General features: G+C 60.4%; 18 protein-coding genes and 1 tRNA gene. 3 read left to right on the top strand and 16 right to left on the bottom strand.

Going from position 1 to position 18441, the window contains the following annotated elements; translation table 11 throughout:
* Positions 1 to 9 precede the first annotated feature (9 nt).
* The 6 genes from moaD to AC1DWQ_RS07840 all read right to left on the bottom strand — a co-directional run bounded on the left by moaD (position 10) and on the right by AC1DWQ_RS07840 (position 6313).
* Complete coding sequence (moaD, locus tag AC1DWQ_RS07865; protein ID WP_477669140.1) at positions 10 to 261, bottom strand: molybdopterin converting factor subunit 1; 252 nt, start codon at positions 259 to 261, stop codon at positions 10 to 12.
* A gap of 22 nt (positions 262 to 283) precedes the next feature.
* On the bottom strand, positions 284 to 1549 hold the full coding sequence (locus AC1DWQ_RS07860; protein WP_477669139.1) for a molybdopterin molybdotransferase MoeA: 1266 nt from the start codon (positions 1547 to 1549) through the stop codon (positions 284 to 286).
* A 60-nt stretch (positions 1550 to 1609) separates the two neighbouring features.
* Positions 1610 to 2158: a molybdopterin-guanine dinucleotide biosynthesis protein B gene (mobB, locus tag AC1DWQ_RS07855; RefSeq protein WP_457280427.1), complete on the bottom strand. Its 549-nt coding sequence runs from the start codon at positions 2156 to 2158 to the stop codon at positions 1610 to 1612.
* 95 nt (positions 2159 to 2253) lie between these two features.
* The gene (thrC, locus tag AC1DWQ_RS07850; protein ID WP_477669138.1) at positions 2254 to 3669 is read right to left on the bottom strand and encodes a threonine synthase; all 1416 of its coding nucleotides are present in this window, start codon (positions 3667 to 3669) and stop codon (positions 2254 to 2256) included.
* Positions 3669 to 4991: a homoserine dehydrogenase gene (locus AC1DWQ_RS07845; RefSeq protein ID WP_477669608.1), complete on the bottom strand. Its 1323-nt coding sequence runs from the start codon at positions 4989 to 4991 to the stop codon at positions 3669 to 3671. Before AC1DWQ_RS07845 ends, thrC begins: the two co-directional genes overlap by 1 nt.
* Positions 4992 to 5089: 98 nt before the next feature.
* A complete protein-coding gene (locus tag AC1DWQ_RS07840) occupies positions 5090 to 6313 on the bottom strand; it encodes a pyridoxal phosphate-dependent aminotransferase (RefSeq protein ID WP_477669137.1) in 1224 nt (407 codons plus the stop codon).
* 197 nt (positions 6314 to 6510) lie between these two features.
* On the opposite strand from AC1DWQ_RS07840, the gene AC1DWQ_RS07835 reads away from it, so the two are divergent.
* The 3 genes from AC1DWQ_RS07835 to AC1DWQ_RS07825 all read left to right on the top strand — a co-directional run bounded on the left by AC1DWQ_RS07835 (position 6511) and on the right by AC1DWQ_RS07825 (position 9370).
* Complete coding sequence (locus tag AC1DWQ_RS07835) at positions 6511 to 6909, top strand: Mth938-like domain-containing protein (protein WP_477665775.1); 399 nt, start codon at positions 6511 to 6513, stop codon at positions 6907 to 6909.
* Positions 6910 to 7032: 123 nt separating this feature from the next.
* Positions 7033 to 7509, top strand: a complete 477-nt coding sequence (locus tag AC1DWQ_RS07830) for a peroxiredoxin (RefSeq protein ID WP_457280423.1) — start codon at positions 7033 to 7035, stop codon at positions 7507 to 7509.
* Positions 7510 to 7687: 178 nt separating this feature from the next.
* Positions 7688 to 9370: a PhoH family protein gene (locus AC1DWQ_RS07825; RefSeq protein ID WP_457280422.1), complete on the top strand. Its 1683-nt coding sequence runs from the start codon at positions 7688 to 7690 to the stop codon at positions 9368 to 9370.
* A 95-nt stretch (positions 9371 to 9465) separates the two neighbouring features.
* On the opposite strand, the gene AC1DWQ_RS07820 is transcribed toward AC1DWQ_RS07825, so the two are convergent.
* From AC1DWQ_RS07820 to uvrB, 10 genes are all read right to left on the bottom strand, one after another.
* Positions 9466 to 9540, bottom strand: a tRNA-Val gene (locus tag AC1DWQ_RS07820).
* Positions 9541 to 9586: 46 nt separating this feature from the next.
* Complete coding sequence (gene dnaQ / locus AC1DWQ_RS07815; protein WP_477669136.1) at positions 9587 to 10294, bottom strand: DNA polymerase III subunit epsilon; 708 nt, start codon at positions 10292 to 10294, stop codon at positions 9587 to 9589.
* Between the two features lie 111 nt (positions 10295 to 10405).
* Positions 10406 to 10744, bottom strand: coding sequence for an ISC system 2Fe-2S type ferredoxin (gene fdx / locus AC1DWQ_RS07810; RefSeq protein WP_477669135.1), 339 nt, complete (start codon positions 10742 to 10744; stop codon positions 10406 to 10408).
* 14 nt (positions 10745 to 10758) lie between these two features.
* Positions 10759 to 12621 carry a Fe-S protein assembly chaperone HscA gene (hscA, locus tag AC1DWQ_RS07805; RefSeq protein WP_477669134.1) on the bottom strand — a complete coding sequence of 621 codons (1863 nt, stop codon included), beginning with the start codon at positions 12619 to 12621 and terminating at the stop codon, positions 10759 to 10761.
* A gap of 30 nt (positions 12622 to 12651) precedes the next feature.
* Positions 12652 to 13170, bottom strand: a complete 519-nt coding sequence (hscB, locus tag AC1DWQ_RS07800; protein ID WP_477669133.1) for a Fe-S protein assembly co-chaperone HscB — start codon at positions 13168 to 13170, stop codon at positions 12652 to 12654.
* A gap of 76 nt (positions 13171 to 13246) precedes the next feature.
* Positions 13247 to 13570 (bottom strand): iron-sulfur cluster assembly protein IscA, encoded by a 324-nt coding sequence (gene iscA, locus AC1DWQ_RS07795; protein WP_074575253.1) that lies wholly within the window; start codon positions 13568 to 13570, stop codon positions 13247 to 13249.
* A gap of 41 nt (positions 13571 to 13611) precedes the next feature.
* On the bottom strand, positions 13612 to 13998 hold the full coding sequence (gene iscU / locus AC1DWQ_RS07790) for a Fe-S cluster assembly scaffold IscU (RefSeq protein WP_122956871.1): 387 nt from the start codon (positions 13996 to 13998) through the stop codon (positions 13612 to 13614).
* A 41-nt stretch (positions 13999 to 14039) separates the two neighbouring features.
* Positions 14040 to 15257, bottom strand: a complete 1218-nt coding sequence (locus AC1DWQ_RS07785; RefSeq protein ID WP_477669132.1) for an IscS subfamily cysteine desulfurase — start codon at positions 15255 to 15257, stop codon at positions 14040 to 14042.
* Positions 15258 to 15363: 106 nt separating this feature from the next.
* The gene (gene iscR, locus AC1DWQ_RS07780; protein WP_457280416.1) at positions 15364 to 15900 is read right to left on the bottom strand and encodes a Fe-S cluster assembly transcriptional regulator IscR; all 537 of its coding nucleotides are present in this window, start codon (positions 15898 to 15900) and stop codon (positions 15364 to 15366) included.
* Positions 15901 to 16166: 266 nt separating this feature from the next.
* Entirely contained in the window at positions 16167 to 18290 is a 2124-nt protein-coding gene (gene uvrB, locus AC1DWQ_RS07775) for an excinuclease ABC subunit UvrB (protein WP_477669131.1), read from the bottom strand.
* Between the last annotated feature and the right edge of the window lie 151 nt (positions 18291 to 18441).

Here is an 18441-nt window from a genome sequence, read left to right as displayed (position 1 = left end):
GTGAGTGGATCAGCCGCCGGTGACGGGGGGGAAGAAGGCGACTTCGCAGCCCTCGCTGAGTACAGCCGACTCATCGCTCATGACCTGGTTGAGCGCCATGCGCACCGATTTGCCGCGCGCAAGCGCCGCAGCATGCGCGGGCGTGGCCGCCAGCAGTTCGTCGCGCAGGGCGGCCAGCGTGGTGGCAGAGGTGTCGCGCACCTCGCTGCCCTGCCCGATAGCTTCGCGAATCGAGGCAAAGTATTTGACGATGATTTTCATGGGGGGCCTTACCGCAGTGCCTCTACGACATCAGCGCCGAAAATGGAATGAACTGCACCGTGTCGCCATGCGCAATGGCCTGGCCGGCGGGGTTGTCGATCACACCGTCGCCCCAGACCGCCGAGGTCAGCACACCCGAGCTCTGGTTGTTGAACAGCTCCAGCCCGCCGGACGCGTTGCGCTTGACGCGCAGGAATTCGCGGCGCTTGTCGGCTTTGGGCCAATTGAAATGGGCCGGCGCCGCAATCGGGCTGACGGCGGTTTGCACAGCCCCTTGCAACTTGAGCAGGAAGGGCCGCACCAGGACCAGGAAGGTCACAAAACTGGACACCGGGTTGCCAGGCAGGCCGATGAAGTGAGAGCCTGCAATCTTGCCGTAGGCGAAGGGCTTGCCCGGCTTCATGGCGATCTGCCAGAGCGCCAGTTCGCCCAGCGCCTGCACGGCGGGCTTGATGTGGTCTTCTTCGCCCACCGACACGCCACCGCTGGTGAGGATCAGGTCGTGCTGCTCGCTGGCGCCCTTGAGCGCGGCGATGGTGGCGTCCAGGCGGTCGGGCACGATACCCAGGTCGGTGACCGTACAGCCCAGGCGCAGCAACAGCGCACGCAAAAAGAAGCGGTTGGAGTTGTAGATGGCGCCAGGCTTCATGTCGGCAGGCGCAACCTCGCCGGGCATGACAAGTTCGTCGCCGGTGGAAAACAGGGCGACGCGTACGCGGGGCGCCACCTGCAGTCTGTCGAAGCCGATGCTGGCGGCAAGGCCGAGCGAGGCCGGCGTCAGGCGCTCGCCACGGTGCAGCACCACGGTGCCCGAGGTCACGTCTTCACCACGACGGCGAATCCATTGACCGGACTGGGGTTGTACCTTGATGCGAACGCCGGCGTCAACCACATCGCAGTCTTCCTGCATCACCACTGCATCGGCGCCTGGCGGAATGGGCGCGCCGGTGAAGATGCGTGCCGCAGAGGCCGGCTCCAGCATGTGGCCGCTGCTGCCGGCCGGAATACGCTGGTTGACCTGCAGCACCGCATCGGCTGACCAGTCGGCAACACGCACCGCATAGCCGTCCATGGAACTGTTGTCGTGTGCCGGCACATCAAGGCTGGACACCAGATCCTGGCCCAGCACCCGGCCGTCGGCATCGAAGGTGGAAACCGTCTCGGCGCCGGGCAGCAAAGCCGCGCGGTCCAGCAACTCGGCCAGCGCCTGGTCCAGCGGCTTCAAGGGGGCCCGGCCGGGCTGGGGCGCAGGCGCCAGGCCGGCGGGCGTGGGGGAAACAGAACTCATGGTCGGGGTGTCCGGAACAAAAACCTGAACGGAACGAAAAAAGCCTGCTTTGGCGAACGTTTAACCGAAACGGTCTTCAAACGAATAGGCGAAGCGTTCCTGATTGTTGACCAGGTACTCTGCCACGGCGTCGGCATCGTCCAAATCCAGCACCGGGCGCAAGGTTGCTTGGGGCAGCTTGCCGGGGGCATCCGTGGCGACGGCGACGATGAAGTCGTCGTCCGGGTAGAGCGGGGGCTTGCCGGCATAGTCGGCCGAAGGCGCACGCCAGACTTCGATCTTGAGCAGGTCGCTGCTCTTGAAGCCCTCCACCAGCACCCAGTCCACGCCGCCGTACAGCTCGGCGATCAGCTGGTGAACGGTGAGCTCGGACGGCTTTTCAAATTCGCGCATCAGCGCAAGCCGGTTTGGCGAGGCCACCACCACTTCAAAGGCACCGGCCTGGCGATGCCGGAAAGTGTCTTTGCCGGGATGGTCTATGTCGAACTTGTGGTGCGCATGCTTGACCACTGAAACACGCAGGCCTCTGGCCTTCAGTGCCGGGATCAGCTTTTCGACCAGTGTCGTCTTGCCCGAACCGGAATACCCGGCAAATCCGACCACGTTCATGATGTCGCTCTCACAGAAAGAAAGGCCGGAAGACGCCCAGGTTGCTATTAAAAATATAGCTGCTTGCGCAAGTCAGATAAGGGCTACAGCCCGATTTAATGTACATTTTCGACAATGTAGCGTTTGATCACGGCTGCATCGGCCGGCAGCACCACGACGCGTTTGGGCAGGGCCTCAATGCCTTCAAACTTCGCAGGCCGCGTGGGCAATTGGCCCAGGGCCTCTTCAATGGTGGCCGCGAACTTGATGGGCAAGGCGGTTTCCAGCACGATCATGGGCACACCGGGCTGGAGCTGCTCGCGCGCCACCTTCACGCCGTCGGCGGTGTGGGTGTCGATCATGGTGCCAAAGCGCTTGTAGGTGTCGCGGATGGTGGCCAGCCGGTCGGCATGGGTGCTCTTGCCGCTCACAAAACCGTAGCGCTGCGCGGCCGACTTGAAGGCGGCCTCAGCGCTCAGGTCAAAGTAGCCCTGGCTGCCGAGCTGGTCACGAAACAAGGCTCTGGTCTTGCTACCGTCGCGGCCCAGCAGGTCAAACACAAAGCGCTCGAAGTTCGAGGCCTTGGAAATGTCCATGGAGGGGCTGGAGGTTTCATGGGTGTCGGCGCTGCTGCGCACGCGGTACACACCGGTGCGGAAGAACTCGTCGAGCACGTCGTTCTCGTTGGTTGCGACGACCAGCTTGGCGATGGGCAGGCCCATCATGCGGGCGACATGGCCTGCGCAGACATTGCCGAAGTTGCCGGAGGGCACAGTGAAGTTGACCGTCTCGGTGTTGTTGCTCGTGGCCTGGAAATAACCGGCGAAGTAATACACGACCTGTGCCATCAGCCGCGCCCAGTTAATCGAGTTGACCGTGCCGATCTTGTACCGGCGCTTGAAGGCCAGGTCGTTGGAGACGGCCTTGACGATGTCCTGGCAGTCGTCGAACACGCCGTCAACGGCGATGTTGTGAATGTTCTCATCCTGCAGGCTGAACATCTGCGCCTGCTGGAAGGGGCTCATGCGGCCGTTCGGCGAGGTCATGAAGACGCGAACGCCCTTTTTGCCGCGCATGGCGTATTCGGCTGCGCTGCCGGTGTCGCCGCTGGTGGCGCCCAGGATGTTGAGCTCTTCGCCGCGGCGTGCCAGTTCGTATTCGAACAGGTTGCCCAGCAGCTGCATGGCCATGTCCTTGAAGGCCAGCGTGGGGCCGTTGGACAGGGCTTCGAGGTAGAGGCCGTCTTCAAGCTTTTTCAGCGGGACGATGGCCTGGGTGCCGAACACCTCTTCGGTGTAGGTCTTGTTGCAGATGGCTTTGAGGTCGACGGCTGGAATATCGTCGACATAAAGCGAGAGGACTTCGAACGCGAGCTCGGCGTAAGACAGGCCGCGCCACTTCTGCAGCGTGGCAGCATCCACCTGCGGATATTGCTCGGGCAAGTAGAGGCCACCGTCGGGCGCGAGGCCTTCGAGCAGGATTTCACAAAAACGCTTGCGGTCGGCATGGCCGCGAGTGGAGATGTACAACATCAGGCCAGCTCCTCCTTGCGGATGCGCGTGATGGGCGCCAGCACCGTGGGCAGCGCCTGCATTTGCGCCAGGGCTTCGTTCATCTTTGCTTCCACGCACTCGTGCGTGAGGATGATGAGGTCGGTGTGCGTGGAACCCTCACCGCCCACTTCATCAGCTTCGCGCTGCAGCACCGCATCAATGCTGATGCCCGCGCCGGCCAGGATCCCCGTGACCTTGGCCAGCACGCCGGCTTCGTCGGCGACTTTCAGGCGCAGGTAGTAGCTGGTGACAACTTCGGACATGGGCACCACGGGCAAATCGCTCATCGCGTCGGGCTGGAAAGCCAGGTGCGGCACGCGGTGTTCTGGGTCTGCGGTGTGCAGGCGGGCAATGTCCACCAGGTCGGCGATCACGGCGCTGGCGGTGGGCTCGCTGCCCGCGCCCTTGCCGTAGTACAGCGTGGTGCCGACGGCGTCGCCCTGCACCACCACGGCGTTCATCGCGCCTTCAACGTTGGCGATCAAACGTTTGGCCGGCACCAGGCTGGGATGCACGCGCAGCTCGATGCCGTTGGCGGCGCGCTTGGTGATGCCCAGCAGCTTGATGCGGTAGCCAAGCTGCTCGGCATAGCGGATGTCTTGTGCGGCGAGACCCGTGATGCCCTCAACGTAGGCCTTGTCGAACTGCACCGGGATGCCGAAAGCAATGGCTGACATCAGCGTGACCTTGTGGCCGGCGTCCACGCCTTCGATGTCGAAGGTGGGGTCGGCTTCGGCGTAGCCCAGGCGCTGCGCTTCTTTCAGCACGACGTCGAAGTCCAGGCCCTTGTCGCGCATTTCGGACAGGATGAAATTGGTAGTGCCGTTGATGATGCCGGCGATCCACTGGATGCTGTTGGCGGTGAGGCCTTCGCGCAAAGCCTTGATGATGGGGATGCCGCCGGCCACGGCCGCTTCAAACGCCACCATCACGCCCTTGCGGTGGGCCGCCGCAAAAATCTCGGTTCCGTGCACAGCCAACAGCGCCTTGTTGGCGGTGACTACGTGCTTGCCGGCTTCGATGGCTTCGAGCACCAGCTGTTTGGCGATGCCATAGCCGCCAATGAGCTCGATCACGATATCGACGTCGGGGCTGGCCACGACCTTGCGGGCGTCGTCGACCACCTGCACACCCGCGCCCACCGCGGCTTTGGCGCGCGCCACGTCGAGGTCGGCCACCATGGTGATCTCAATACCGCGGCCGGCGCGGCGGCGGATTTCTTCCTGGTTGCGCTGCAGTACGTTATAGGTGCCGCTGCCCACGGTGCCAATGCCCAGAAGGCCTACCCGGATCGGGCTCAAATTCGTCGGTTTCATAGTCGCTGAGGTTCTTGCTGTACGTTGATCTTGGAGACCTGCCCTCAAGAGGGTAAGGAAAAGAAAAGAAGCTGAATGCAGGATCAAGTTCGGTTGTTGCGGTAGTTCTCGAGGAACTTTGCAATACGGCCAATGGCTTCACGCAGGTCTTCCTCATGCGGCAGGAAGACGATGCGAAAGTGGTCCGGCTCGGGCCAGTTAAATCCCGTGCCCTGCACCAGCATGACCTTGGTCTCCTTGAGGAGCTCCAGGAAAAACTGGCGATCGTCCTTGATCGGGTAGACCTTGGGATCAAGCCGCGGGAACATGTAGAGCGCAGCGCTGGGCTTGACGCAGCTCACGCCCGGAATGGCGGTGATCAGCTCATAGGCCAGGTCCCGCTGGCGGCGCAAGCGCCCGCCTTCGCAGGTCAGGTCGTTGATGCTCTGGTAACCGCCAAGCGCAGTCTGGATGGCCCACTGGCCGGGCACGTTGGAGCACAGCTTCATGTTGGCCAGCATGTTCAGGCCTTCGATGTAGTCCTGCGCCTGCTTCTTGGGGCCGGACACCACCATCCAGCCGGCGCGGTAGCCGCATGAGCGGTAGCTCTTGGAAAGCGAATTGAAGGTCACCGTGAGCACGTCGGTCGAGAGGCTGGCGATGGCCGTGTGCTTGACGCCGTCGTACAACACCTTGTCATAAACCTCGTCCGCGAGGATGACCAGGCCGTGCTCGCGTGCGATGTCGATGATGCCTTTGAGCAGCTCGTCGGAGTACAGCGCGCCCGTCGGGTTGTTGGGGTTGATAACCGCAATGGCTTTGGTTCTGGGTGTGATCCTGGCGCGAATGTCGTCAAGGTTGGGCATCCAGCCGTTGCTTTCATCACACCGGTAGTGCACCGGCGTGCCGCCCGAAAGGCTGGTGGAAGCCGTCCACAGCGGGTAGTCGGGCGCAGGCAGCAGCAGTTCGTCGCCGTCATCGAGCAAGGCGTTGGTAGCCATCGAGATCAGTTCGCTCGCGCCATTGCCGAGGTAAATGTCGTCCAGCGTGACGCCCTTGATGCCCTGCTTTTGCGTTTCGTGCATCACGGCCTTGCGCGCCGCGAAAATGCCCTTGCTGTCCGAATAACCGGCCGAGGCAGGCAGGTTGCGGATCATGTCCTGCTGGACTTCTTCGGGCGCATCAAAACCAAACACTGCCAGATTACCAATATTGAGCTTGATGAGCTTTTGGCCTTCTTCTTCCATCTGCTTGGCGGCATCCATGATCGGACCGCGGATGTCATAAAGGACATTGGCCAGCTTGGCAGATTTGGTGATCGGTTTCATGCGGTTTTATCGGTATGTGGGCAAGGCCTCGGGCCCCACCATGCTGGCAACGGGGAAGAAGCGTCAGCACTGCGGCGGGAAATTCGGGCGGAATCTATAATTTGACCACATAAAAGAGGGTTTTCGCCTCTAAAACCCGTCAAACCGTCCCGTGCATCGGCGTCCTCCGCACCATCGAAACGCCCAAATAATCCCGTATGAAACTTCAGCCAGACCGTCTCGATGTTCAGTCCATCCTTGGCTACGGTCCAGGCTGGGTCGGCCTGGGAAGCAATGGTGTCGCGGAGAAAATCGAACACAGCATCGTGATTGGCTCAAGGGGCGAGAAGTTTGACTGGAACTGCACGCGTTTTGAGCAACTCACGGCAGAGCATTTCGCCCTGCTTGCCGCGACGCAGCCTGAACTCGTGATTTTTGGCAGCGGCTCCCGATTGCGCTTTCCGCCTCCGGCCTTCCTGCGCACACTGATGGAGCGCCGCATCGGCATTGAGACCATGGACACTTTGGCAGCATGCCGCACCTACAACATCCTCGCGGGAGAAGGCCGGCAGGTAATTGCTGCCCTGCTGATTGAAACAGAAGGAACAGAAGGCTGAAATGCCCTCTCTTTCAGGGTAAAATCTAGGGTTGCACTTGGCACCACATCCAGGACTCGCGTCCCGGGCCGGTTGCCAAAAGGCGCGGCTAATTACAACTACTTTCGTCAGGGTCTACTCAGTATGGCAGTCGTCGTCAATAAACCACTCCCCGAATTTGAAGCGATCGCCACGAGCGGCATCAAGGTTTCCAACACATCCCACCTCGGCAAAGTCGTTGTGCTGTACTTCTATCCCAAGGACAACACACCGGGTTGCACCACGGAAGCCATGCAGTTCCGTGACCGCTATAAGGACTTCGTCAAGGCCGGCGCAACCGTGTTCGGCGTGTCCCGCGACAACATGAAATCCCACGACGAGTTCAAGTCCAAGCTTGAACTCCCGTTCGAACTCATCGCGGACACCGAAGAAAAAATGTGCCACATGTTCGGCGTGGTCAAAAACAAGATCATGTACGGCAAGAAGGTCAAGGGCATCGAGCGCAGCACCTTCCTGGTGGGCGCCGACGGTCAGCTGAAAGAAGAATGGCGCGGCCTGAAGGTGCCCGGCCACGTGGACGACGTGCTCAAGGCCGTCAAGGCGCTCAAAAAGGCCGCCTGAAACAGCCCTGACGCCAGTTAGCAACAAAGAATTGCAAAGGATTGCCCTGTCACGCGAGTTGTGCATAATGAACTCATGCTGTTGACCTTCGCAACTGCGCCAAAAGAACAAGCCGCCCTGGTTTCAAGGCGGCTTTTTCGCTTCTGGAACCCTTCTTTTTTAGAGAGTTTTAAGCACTATGCCCCTGCCCCCTGCCCCGACCAAACGTGCCGCCCTGCTCTCCCCCGACGCGCTTGACGCGCCTGCCCGCTCGCCCTCCAAAGCACGCAAGACGGAAAGTGCCGAATCCGCCCAGAAACCCCCGGTGATGGACCTGTTTGACAGCCGCGCAGCAGGGGATGGCAGCCAGCATCCGTCAGCGTTTCAAGGAAAAGAGCCTGCCAACCCTTCAAGGACGAGCGCAAGCAGCTATAAAAAAGAGAGCATTCCACTGCCGCAGCCGGCTGCCAAGCCCAAAAAGGCCAAGCGCACTGGTCCCACCAAATTGTTCGTGCTCGACACCAATGTGTTGATGCACGACCCAATGTGCCTGTTCCGGTTTGAGGAGCACGACATCTTCCTGCCCATGATCGTGCTTGAAGAGCTCGACGGCCACAAAAAGGGCATGACCGAGGTGGCGCGCAACGCCCGCCAGACCAGCCGGACGCTGGACGCGCTGGCAGGCACCCAGGGCGCTGACATTGCCAAAGGCCTGAAACTGGACACCACCGGTCACCCTGAAGCTGGTGGCTGCCTGTTTTTCCAGACCAAACCGCTGGATTACACCCTGCCCATGAGCCTGCCGCAGGGCAAGGCCGACAACCAGATCCTGGGCGTGGTCGAGGCCTTGCGCAAGGAATACGCGCCGCGCGAGGTGGTTCTGGTGTCCAAGGACATCAACATGCGCGTCAAGGCCCGCGCCCTGGGTCTGGCCACAGACGACTACCAGAACGACAAAACACTGGAAGACGGCGACCTGCTGTATTCGGGCTCGCTGGCCCTGCCGGCTGACTTCTGGACGCGCCAGAGCAAAACCGTCGAAAGCTGGCAGCAAGGCAGCCACACCTTCTACCGCATCACGGGCCCCATAGTGGGCAGCCTGCTGATCAACCAGTTTGTGTTTTTTGAGGCCCCCGGCGAACCCCCGCTGTATGCCCGCGTGACGGAAATCCGGGCGAAAACCGCCGTTCTGAAGACCCTCAAGGACTACAACCACCTCAAAAACGCCGTCTGGGGCGTCACCACACGCAACCGCGAGCAAAACTTCGCGATGAACCTGCTGATGGACCCCGAAGTGGACTTCGTCACGCTGGCTGGCACGGCAGGCACGGGCAAGACGCTGATGGCGCTGGCCAGCGGCCTCACGCAGGTGCTGGATGACCGTCGCTACACGGAAATCATCATGACGCGCGCCACCGTGAGTGTTGGCGAGGACATCGGTTTCCTGCCGGGCACCGAAGAGGAAAAAATGGGCCCCTGGATGGGCGCACTGGACGACAACCTGGAAGTGCTGGGCAAAACCGACAGCGGCTCGGGCGAATGGGGCCGAGCCGCTACCAACGAACTAATCCGCTCGCGCATCAAGGTGAAAAGCATGAATTTCATGCGCGGCCGAACCTTCCTGAACAAGTACGTCATCATCGACGAAGCGCAAAACCTGACGCCAAAGCAGATGAAAACGCTGATCACTCGGGCCGGTCCGGGCACCAAGATCATCTGCATGGGCAACCTGGCGCAGATCGACACACCGTACCTGACTGAAGGCTCATCGGGCATGACCTTTGCCGTCGACCGCTTCAAGGGCTGGCCGCACGGCGGCCACATCACGCTGGCGCGCGGCGAACGTTCGCGGCTGGCTGATTTCGCGAGCGAAGTGCTCTAAGCCCGACGGCGAAAAACGGCGCTTATCGGTGCTTACGGCGCCGAAATGAAAAAAGGCCAAGTCGCAAGACTTGGCCTTTTTTGTTCTTCAAATTCTGGTGGGCGGTGCAAGTTTCGAACTTGCGACCCCTGCAGTGTGAATGCAGTGCTCTACCCCTGAGCTAACCGCCCTATTGGTCAGCCTAAGATTATATGCTGTTTCGAACAGCTTTATGGCTTACGCCGCCAAAACACGCCAAACCGTTTTACCCTTGCTGGCCTTGTCAATATCCGCCAGCAGCTTTTCATGGTCGGCGATCTCCTGGTCGTTGGCGGCCAACAGCGGCAGGTCAAAGGTGCTGAGATCAATCTGGGGCACGTCACTATCGCCTTCCCGGGCGCTGTCCCCTACATCCATCACCAGCGCATTCTGGCCACGTGTCAGATTGATGTAGACGTCGGCCAGAAGTTCGGCGTCCAGCAAGGCGCCATGCAAGGTCCGGCCCGAATTATCAACCTCGAGCCGGTCGCACAAGGCGTCCAGCGAGTTGCGTTTGCCCGGGAACAGCTCCTTGGCCATCATCAGGCTGTCGGTGACCTTGGCCACACAATGCTTGATGGGCGGCCTGCCGATGAGTTCAAGCTCCTTGTTGAGGAAGCTCACATCGAAAGGCGCGTTGTGGATGATGATCTCGGCGTCCTGCAGGTATTCCAGCAGTTCGTCGGCCACGGCCGAGAACTTGGGTTTGTCTTTCAGGAACTCGTTGCTGATGCCGTGAACCTTGAGCGCGTCTTCGTGGCTGTCGCGCTCGGGGTTCAGGTAGAAGTGGCGGTTGTTGCCGGTGAGCTTGCGGGCCACCAGTTCCACACATCCGATTTCAATGATGCGGTCGCCATTTTCAGCGGAAAGACCGGTGGTTTCGGTGTCAAGAACGATTTGGCGCATGGCTGGATTATCGCTGTGCTGGGTCAGTGGATGTTTTTCCGCCGGGCCGCCCCTAGGAAAAATGCGCCCCCCCGGGGGGCAGCGCAGCACACGCAGTGGCAAGCGTGGGGGCTAATGATTCTCCTTTGCATGGTTGATGGAGTATTTGGGTATCTCCACCGTCACATCCGACTGGGCAAGGAAGGCCTGGCAACTCAGGCGCGAATTGGGCTCCAGGCCCCAGGCGCGATCCAGCAGGTCTTCTTCGCTCTCGTCGAGCTCGTTCAGCGATTTGAAGCCTTCGCGCACGATGACGTGGCAGGTCGTGCAGGCGCAACTGAGGTCGCAGGCGTGCTCGATGTTGATCTTGTTGTCGAGCAGAGCCTCGCAAATCGAGGTGCCGGCCGGCGCACTGATTTCAGCGCCCTCTGGGCAGTATTCGGGATGAGGCAGTATTTTGATGATGGGCATGGTTGTCAGTCGGTTCAGACCGCCTCGATGTTTTTTCCGGCCAGGGCTTGCTTGATGCCCCTGTTCATGCGCTGGGCGGCAAAGCCTTCGGTGCCTTTGGCCAGCGCCTGGGTGGCTGCTTCGATTGCGGCCGCATCACCGTGGGCACGCATGTCGGCAAGACCGACGATCAGGCTGTCGATCTGCGCCCGCTCATTGGGGCTCAGCAAGTCGGCATCCGCCGCCAGCGCGCTTTGCGCAGCCAGAATCATTCGATCGGCATCGACCTGGGCCTCGGCCAGTGCGCGAGCCTGCATGTCTTGCTGGGCGGTCGAGAAGCTGTCTTGCAGCATGCGCGCAATATCGTCGTCCGACAGGCCATAGGAGGGCTTCACGTCGATGCGCGCCTCGACACCGCTGACCTGCTCTTTCGCATTCACGCTAAGCAGGCCGTCGGCATCGACGGTAAACGTCACGCGGATACGGGCAGCGCCCGCCACCATGGGCGGAATGCCGCGCAGCTCGAAACGGGCAAGACTGCGGCAGTCGGCCACCAGGTCGCGTTCGCCCTGCACCACATGCAGCGCCAGCGCGGTCTGGCCGTCCTGGTAGGTGGTGAAGTCCTGCGCCATCGCCGTGGGGATGGTCTGGTTGCGCGGCACGATGCGCTCAACCAGCCCGCCCATGGTCTCGATGCCCAGCGACAGCGGGATCACGTCGAGCAGCAGCAGGTCGGCGCCAGTGTTGTTGCCAGCGAGCTGGTTGGCGGAAATGGCCGCACCCAGCGCCACCACTTCATCGGGGTTGAGATTAACCAGCGGCTCGCGCCCGAAGAAACTGGCAACCGCCTTGCGCACCTGCGGCATGCGTGTGGAGCCACCTACCAGCACTGCGCCCTGAATATCTTCCTTCGCCAGCTTGGCATCGCGCAGTGCCTTGCGAACGGCCGCCAGGGTACGCTGGGTCAGGTGGGCGGTAGCGGTTTCAAAATCTTCCGCCTTCATTTCGAAGTTGACGAGGGCTTTGGCCAGTTGCACCGAAAAAGGCACAGGGTTGGCAGCTGAAAGCGCCTCCTTGCAATTGCGCGCAGTGCGCTGCAGTGCCGCCTTGTCAGACGGAGTGAGCGCATCCGCTGCAAGGCCCGCCTTGGCCAGCACCCAGTCGACCAGCGCGCGATCGTAATCGTCGCCACCAAGCGCGGAATCGCCGCCCGTGGCCACCACCTCGAAGACGCCTTGGGTCAAACGCAGTATGGAAATATCGAAAGTGCCACCGCCAAGGTCATAGACGGCGTAAACGCCTTCACTGGCGTTGTCCAGTCCATAGGCAATGGCAGCGGCCGTGGGCTCATTAAGCAGGCGCAATACATTGAGGCCAGCCAGTTGCGCAGCGTCTTTGGTGGCCTGACGCTGGGCGTCGTCAAAGTAGGCCGGCACCGTGATTACGGCGCCATAAATATCGTCATTAAAAGTGTCTTCGGCGCGGTAACGCAGCGTGGCCAGAATCTCCGCGCTGATCTCGACCGGGCTTTTCTCGCCGGCGACAGTCTGCAGCGTGACCATGCCCGGCTTGTCGTTCAACTCGTATGGCAACTGAGCGCGGCTGCCGATGTCGTCAATGCCGCGGCCCATCAGACGCTTGACAGAAGAGATGGTGTTGCGCGGATCTTCCACCTGCGCGGCCAGGGCTTCATAGCCGATTTGGCGCTTGTCGTCCTCAAGGTAGCGCACCACGCTGGGCAGCAGCACCCGCCCCTGCTCATCGGGCAGGCATTCAGACACACCACTGCGCACGCTGGCGACCAGCGAATGTGTGGTGCCCAAGTCAATCCCCACCGCGATGCGTCGCTGGTGCGGGTCGGGCGTCTGGCCGGGTTCGGAAATTTGCAGGAGTGCCATGCGCGGTTGTCGTACTTTTTCTGTAATGCTTTATTGTCCCAGCTGGTCGATGCGTGCATCAACCTCACTGGCAAAGCGCTCAATAAACATAAGGCTTCTGACCTGCTGGGCTGCGGCAGGAAAGTCCTTGTCCACGTCCAGCAGTTGCTCTATTTTTGATAGCTGCTTGCGCTCGTCAGCTGTGGCTTGGGAGGCTATTTCTTCAAAATCTTCAGTTGTTTCGGCATCGTCGAGCGCTTCGCGCCACTGCATCTGCTGCATCAGGAAGTCGTGCGGCATGGCGGTGTTGTTTTCGGCGTTAATGGGCGCACCGTTCAGCTCACACAAATAGCTCGCCCTCTTGAGCGGGTCTTTCAGCCGCTGGTAGGCCTCGTTGATGCGCACCGACCACTGCATGGCCACACGCTGGGCGGCCGTACCCTGAGCCGCGAATTTGTCAGGATGCGCTTCGCGCTGCAAATCCTTCCAGCGCGCGTCAAGCGTCGCGCGATCCTGCGCGAAGCGCTGGGGAACACCGAAAAGCTCGAAGTCGTTGGATTGGAGATTCATGCCGAGAAAAAGCCGCCAGCACAATCAGTGGAGGCGGCTTCAGTAAGGGTGCAGCACGCGATCGACCGCTCGCCCGTCAAACCCGGAAACTTTCGCCACAGCCGCAACGATCACGCTCGTTGGGGTTGATGAACTTGAAGCCTTCGTTCAGGCCTTCACGCACAAAGTCCAGCTTGGTGCCGTCGATGTAGGCCATGCTTTTCGGGTCGACCAGCACCTTGACGCCGTTGTCTTCAAACACGACATCTTCCGGTGCGATCTCGTCGGCATATTCCAGCTTGTAAGCCAGGCCGGAGCAGCCGGTGGTCTTCACGCCAAGGCGAACGCCCACACCCTTGCCGCGCTTGGTCATGTAGCGGGTCACGTGTCGGGCTGCAGCGTCAGTGAGGGTAACGGACATTTAAATCACTCGAAAAAAACAGGTGACGGGTGATGCGTTGATCAGTGCGTGTGCTTTTGCTTGTAATCGTTCACGGCGGCCTTGATGGCGTCTTCCGCCAGGATGGAGCAGTGAATCTTCACAGGCGGCAGCGCCAGCTCTTCAGCGATCGCGCTGTTCTTGATGCTTGCCGCTTCGTCCAGCGTCTTGCCCTTGACCCACTCGGTCACGAGCGAACTGGAAGCAATCGCGGAGCCGCAGCCGTAGGTCTTGAAACGTGCGTCCTCAATCACGCCCGTCACCGGGTTGACCTTGATTTGCAGCTTCATCACGTCGCCGCAGGCCGGTGCACCAACCATGCCGGTGCCTACCGATTCGTCGCCCTTTTCAAAGGAGCCAACGTTGCGGGGGTTTTCGTAGTGGTCTACCACTTTTTCGCTGTATGCCATTTTGTTTACCTCTTTAAGCTGTCTTGAATTGCGGGCCGGCCTTAGTGGGCGGCCCACTGGATGGTGGACAGATCCACGCCATCCTTGAACATCTCCCACAGGGGAGACAGTTCGCGCAGTTTGGCCACGTTTTCCTTGATGGTGGCGACCGCGTAGTCAATTTCTTCTTCGGTGCTCCAGCGGCCAATCGTCATGCGAAGGCTACTGTGCGCCAGTTCGTCGCTGCGGCCCAGGGCGCGCAGCACATAGCTGGGCTCCAGGCTGGCCGACGTGCAGGCCGAGCCGCTGGACACGGCCAGACCCTTGATGCCCATGATCAGCGACTCGCCTTCGACGAAGTTAAAGCTCATGTTCAGGTTGTGCGGCACGCGCTTGTCTGCATGGCCGTTGAGGAACACTTCTTCCACATCCTTGAGCCCGTTGAGCATGCGCTCATGCAGGGCCAGGATGCGCTTATTCTCTTCATGCATCTCGGCCTTGGCGATGCGGTAGGCCTCGCCCATGCCGACGCACTGGTGCGTGGGCAAGGTGCCCGAACGCATGCCGCGCTCATGGCCGCCACCGTGCATTTGTGCTTCAAGGCGAACGCGTGGCTTGCGGCGCACATACAAGGCGCCAATGCCCTTGGGGCCATAGGTCTTGTGCGAGGTCAGGCTCATCAGGTCGACCGGCAAGGTCGCCAGGTCGATATCAACACGGCCGGTAGCTTGCGCGGCATCGACATGGAAGATGATGCCTTTTTCACGGCACAGCGCACCAATGGCCGGGATGTCCTGAATTACGCCGATTTCGTTGTTGACGAACATGACGCTAACCAGAATCGTGTCGGGGCGGATAGCGGCCTTGAACGCCTCCAGGTCGAGCAGGCCGTCGGCTTGCACGTCCATGTAAGTCACTTCAAAACCCTGGCGTTCCAGTTCGCGGCAGGTGTCCAGCACGGCCTTGTGCTCGGTCTTGACCGTGATGATGTGCTTGCCCTTGGTCTTGTAGAAATGGGCCGCACCCTTCAGAGCCAAATTGTTGGACTCGGTTGCGCCGCTGGTCCAGACGATTTCACGCGGGTCGGCACCAATCAGGTCGGCGATCTGCTCACGCGCTTTCTCGACGGCGGCTTCTGCTTCCCAGCCCCAGGCATGGCTGCGCGAAGCGGGGTTGCCGAAATGCTCGCGCAACCAGGGAATCATGGCGTCCACTACCCGCGGGTCGCAGGGATTCGTGGCGCTGTAGTCCATGTAGATGGGAAAGTGAGGGGTGTCCATGTGGCTAGCTCTTTAAATTCACAGGCTGGCTGGCAGCGCGATCAATGAAGTCAATGCAATCGGGTCACAAAGGGATGAAGCCGGGCAGACGCCCGGCATCGCTCCATCAGGATTTGGAAAATGCATTGCCCAGTGCGAAGACCGAGTTCGGCGCATTCACGCGGATCGGCTTGACAACCGGCGCTGTGAAAATGGCTTTTTTGACCTGCGGGGTATTCTCGATCACCACGCCCTTGGCGAGCTGGTCTTCCACCAGTTTTTGCAGGGTCACGGAGTCCAGGAACTCCACCATGCGGCTGTTCAGTGAAGCCCACAGCTCGTGCGTCATGCAGCGGCCGCCTTCGCCCAGGCAGTTTTCCTTGCCGCCACACTGGGTGGCGTCGATCGGCTCGTCCACCGACACGATGATGTCAGCCACGGTGATCTCGGAAGCCTTGCGGCCCAGCGTATAACCGCCGCCGGGGCCACGGGTGGATTCCACCAGTTCGTGACGGCGCAGTTTGCCGAACAGCTGTTCGAGGTAGGAAAGGGAAATCTGCTGGCGCTGGCTGATAGCGGCCAACGTGACCGGGCCGTTGTTCTGACGCAATCCCAAATCAATCATCGCGGTGACCGCAAAGCGGCCTTTGGTCGTGAGGCGCATAACAAGCTCCTTTAAATGGCTTGACTGTCGTTTTCACCCTGAAAGCTTGTGGCTTACAGGGAACTCTTCCTCCAGCCGCCCAGGTCAGTCAACCGGTATCGCGGGGGCTTTTGTTGTTCTGGTATTGTTCTTGACTGTTTTCGTCAAGTATAACACAAGCAGGGTTTTTCCCGCTGAGACGGCCCCAAACATGGGGACTAACCCGTAGGCAGAGCCATTTAATGCACCGTTTCGGTGCATTAAATGAACCCAGGGGGCTGGTGGATCTAGGCGCGGGCTTGGCCTGCAGAGGTCAGCGGCACGACATTATCGGTGCCAGGCGCACCAAAAGCCTGTTCCTTGAGGATGTGCAGCTGGTCCCGGACCCGGGCGGCCTTTTCGAATTCGAGGTTCTTGGCGTGTTCGATCATCTGCTTTTCCAGGCGCTTGATTTCGCGGGCAATATCCTTCTCGCTCATGTCTTCCACCAACGCCTTCTGCATCTCGATTTTTTCGGCTTCCTTGCCGGATTTCTCGCTGTAGACGCCGTCGATCAAATCGCGGATGCGTTTGACCACGCTGCGCGGCGTGATGCCGTGCTCCAGGTTGAAGGCAATCTGCTTGTTGCGCCGCCGTTCGGTCTCGTCCATGGCTTTTTTCATGGAGTCCGTGATGCGGTCTGCATACAAAATCGCACGGCCGTTCAGGTTGCGGGCCGCCCGGCCAATGGTCTGGATCAGGCTGCGCTCTGCACGGAGGAAACCCTCTTTGTCGGCGTCCAGGATGGCCACCAGCGACACCTCAGGAATGTCCAGCCCTTCGCGCAGCAAATTGATACCCACCAGTACGTCAAAGGCCCCCAGCCGCAGGTCGCGCAGGATTTCCACGCGCTCGACCGTGTCCACGTCGCTGTGCAGATAACGCACCTTCACGCCGTTGTCGCTCAGGTAATCCGTCAGCTGCTCGGCCATGCGCTTGGTCAGCGTGGTGATCAACACCCGCTCATTCTTTTCGACCCGGATGCGGATTTCCTGCAGCACGTCGTCGACCTGATGGGTAGCCGGCCTCACTTCCACCTGCGGATCCACCAGTCCGGTGGGCCTGACCACCTGCTCCACCACCTTGCCGGCGTGCTCTTTCTCATAATTTGCCGGTGTGGCCGAGACAAAAACGGCCTGGCGCATCTTGGCTTCAAACTCTTCGAACTTGAGCGGCCGGTTGTCCAGCGCGCTCGGCAGGCGAAAACCGTATTCCACCAGCGTGGTTTTGCGTGCGCGGTCGCCGTTGTACATGGCGTTGAGCTGACCGATCATGACGTGGCTCTCGTCGAGAAACATCACGGCATCCTTGGGCAGGTAATCGCACAGCGTCGAAGGGGGCGAACCCGGCGGGGAGCCGCTCAGGTGACGGGTGTAGTTCTCGATTCCCTTGCAGTGGCCGATTTCACTGAGCATCTCCAGGTCAAACCGGGTGCGCTGCTCAATGCGCTGGGCTTCCACCAGCTTGCCGTCCGCGACGAACTGGGCCACCCGCTCGGACAGCTCCAGCTTGATGGTTTCCACGGCGGTCATGACCTTGTCGCGTGGCGTGACGTAGTGGCTTTTGGGATAGACCACAAAACGCGGGATTTTCTGGCGTATGCGGCCTGTCAGTGGATCAAACAACTGCAGCGACTCGATCTCGTCGTCGAAAAGCTCGATGCGTATGGCCAGCTCGGAATGCTCGGCCGGGAAAATGTCGATCACGTCCCCGCGCACCCGGAACGTGCCGCGCGCGAAGTCCTGCTCGTTGCGCGTGTACTGCATGCGGATCAGCCTGGCGATCACGTCGCGCTGGCCCATCTTGTCGCCGATGCGCGCAATGAACCGCATTTGTGTGTAGTCCTCAGGCGCACCTATGCCGTAAATCGCGCTGACCGTGCCGACGATGATGGTGTCGCGCCGCTCCAGCACGCTCTTGGTGGCCGACAGGCGCATCTGCTCGATGTGTTCGTTGATGGCCGAGTCCTTCTCAATGAAAAGGTCGCGCTGCGGCACATAGGCTTCAGGCTGGTAGTAGTCGTAGTAGCTGACGAAATACTCGACCGCGTTTTTCGGGAAAAACTCGCGGAACTCGCTGTAAAGCTGCGCGGCCAGCGTCTTGTTGGGCGCAAACACGATGGCCGGCCGACCCAGGCGGGCAATCACATTGGCCATGGTGAAGGTCTTGCCGGAGCCGGTCACGCCCAACAGGGTCTGGAACACCTCGCCGTCGTTGATGCCCTCGACCAGTTGGTCAATTGCCGTGGGCTGGTCGCCCGCAGGTGGATAGGGCTGGAACAGCTCGAACGGCGAATCCGGGAAACGCACGAACTGGCCCGCAGCGGGGTCGGTGTTGACTGAATCAGTTATGACTTCCATAGCTTCTGGCATAAAACCTCGATCAAGCCCCGTTAAAATTCAGGGCAACCAAACAGAATACGACATTCGGCCGAAAATGGAAATTGCAATCCCTATTCGCCTTGTAGTTGCCCCGCTATCGCTTTTTGACACCTCTTGTAGCCTTTTTTCCGGTCAGCTTGTG

Source organism: Polaromonas sp. P2_G11 (genome assembly GCF_056403595.1).
Note: the sequence above shows the minus strand (reverse complement) of the source record. Positions and strands in the feature narration are given on the sequence as shown.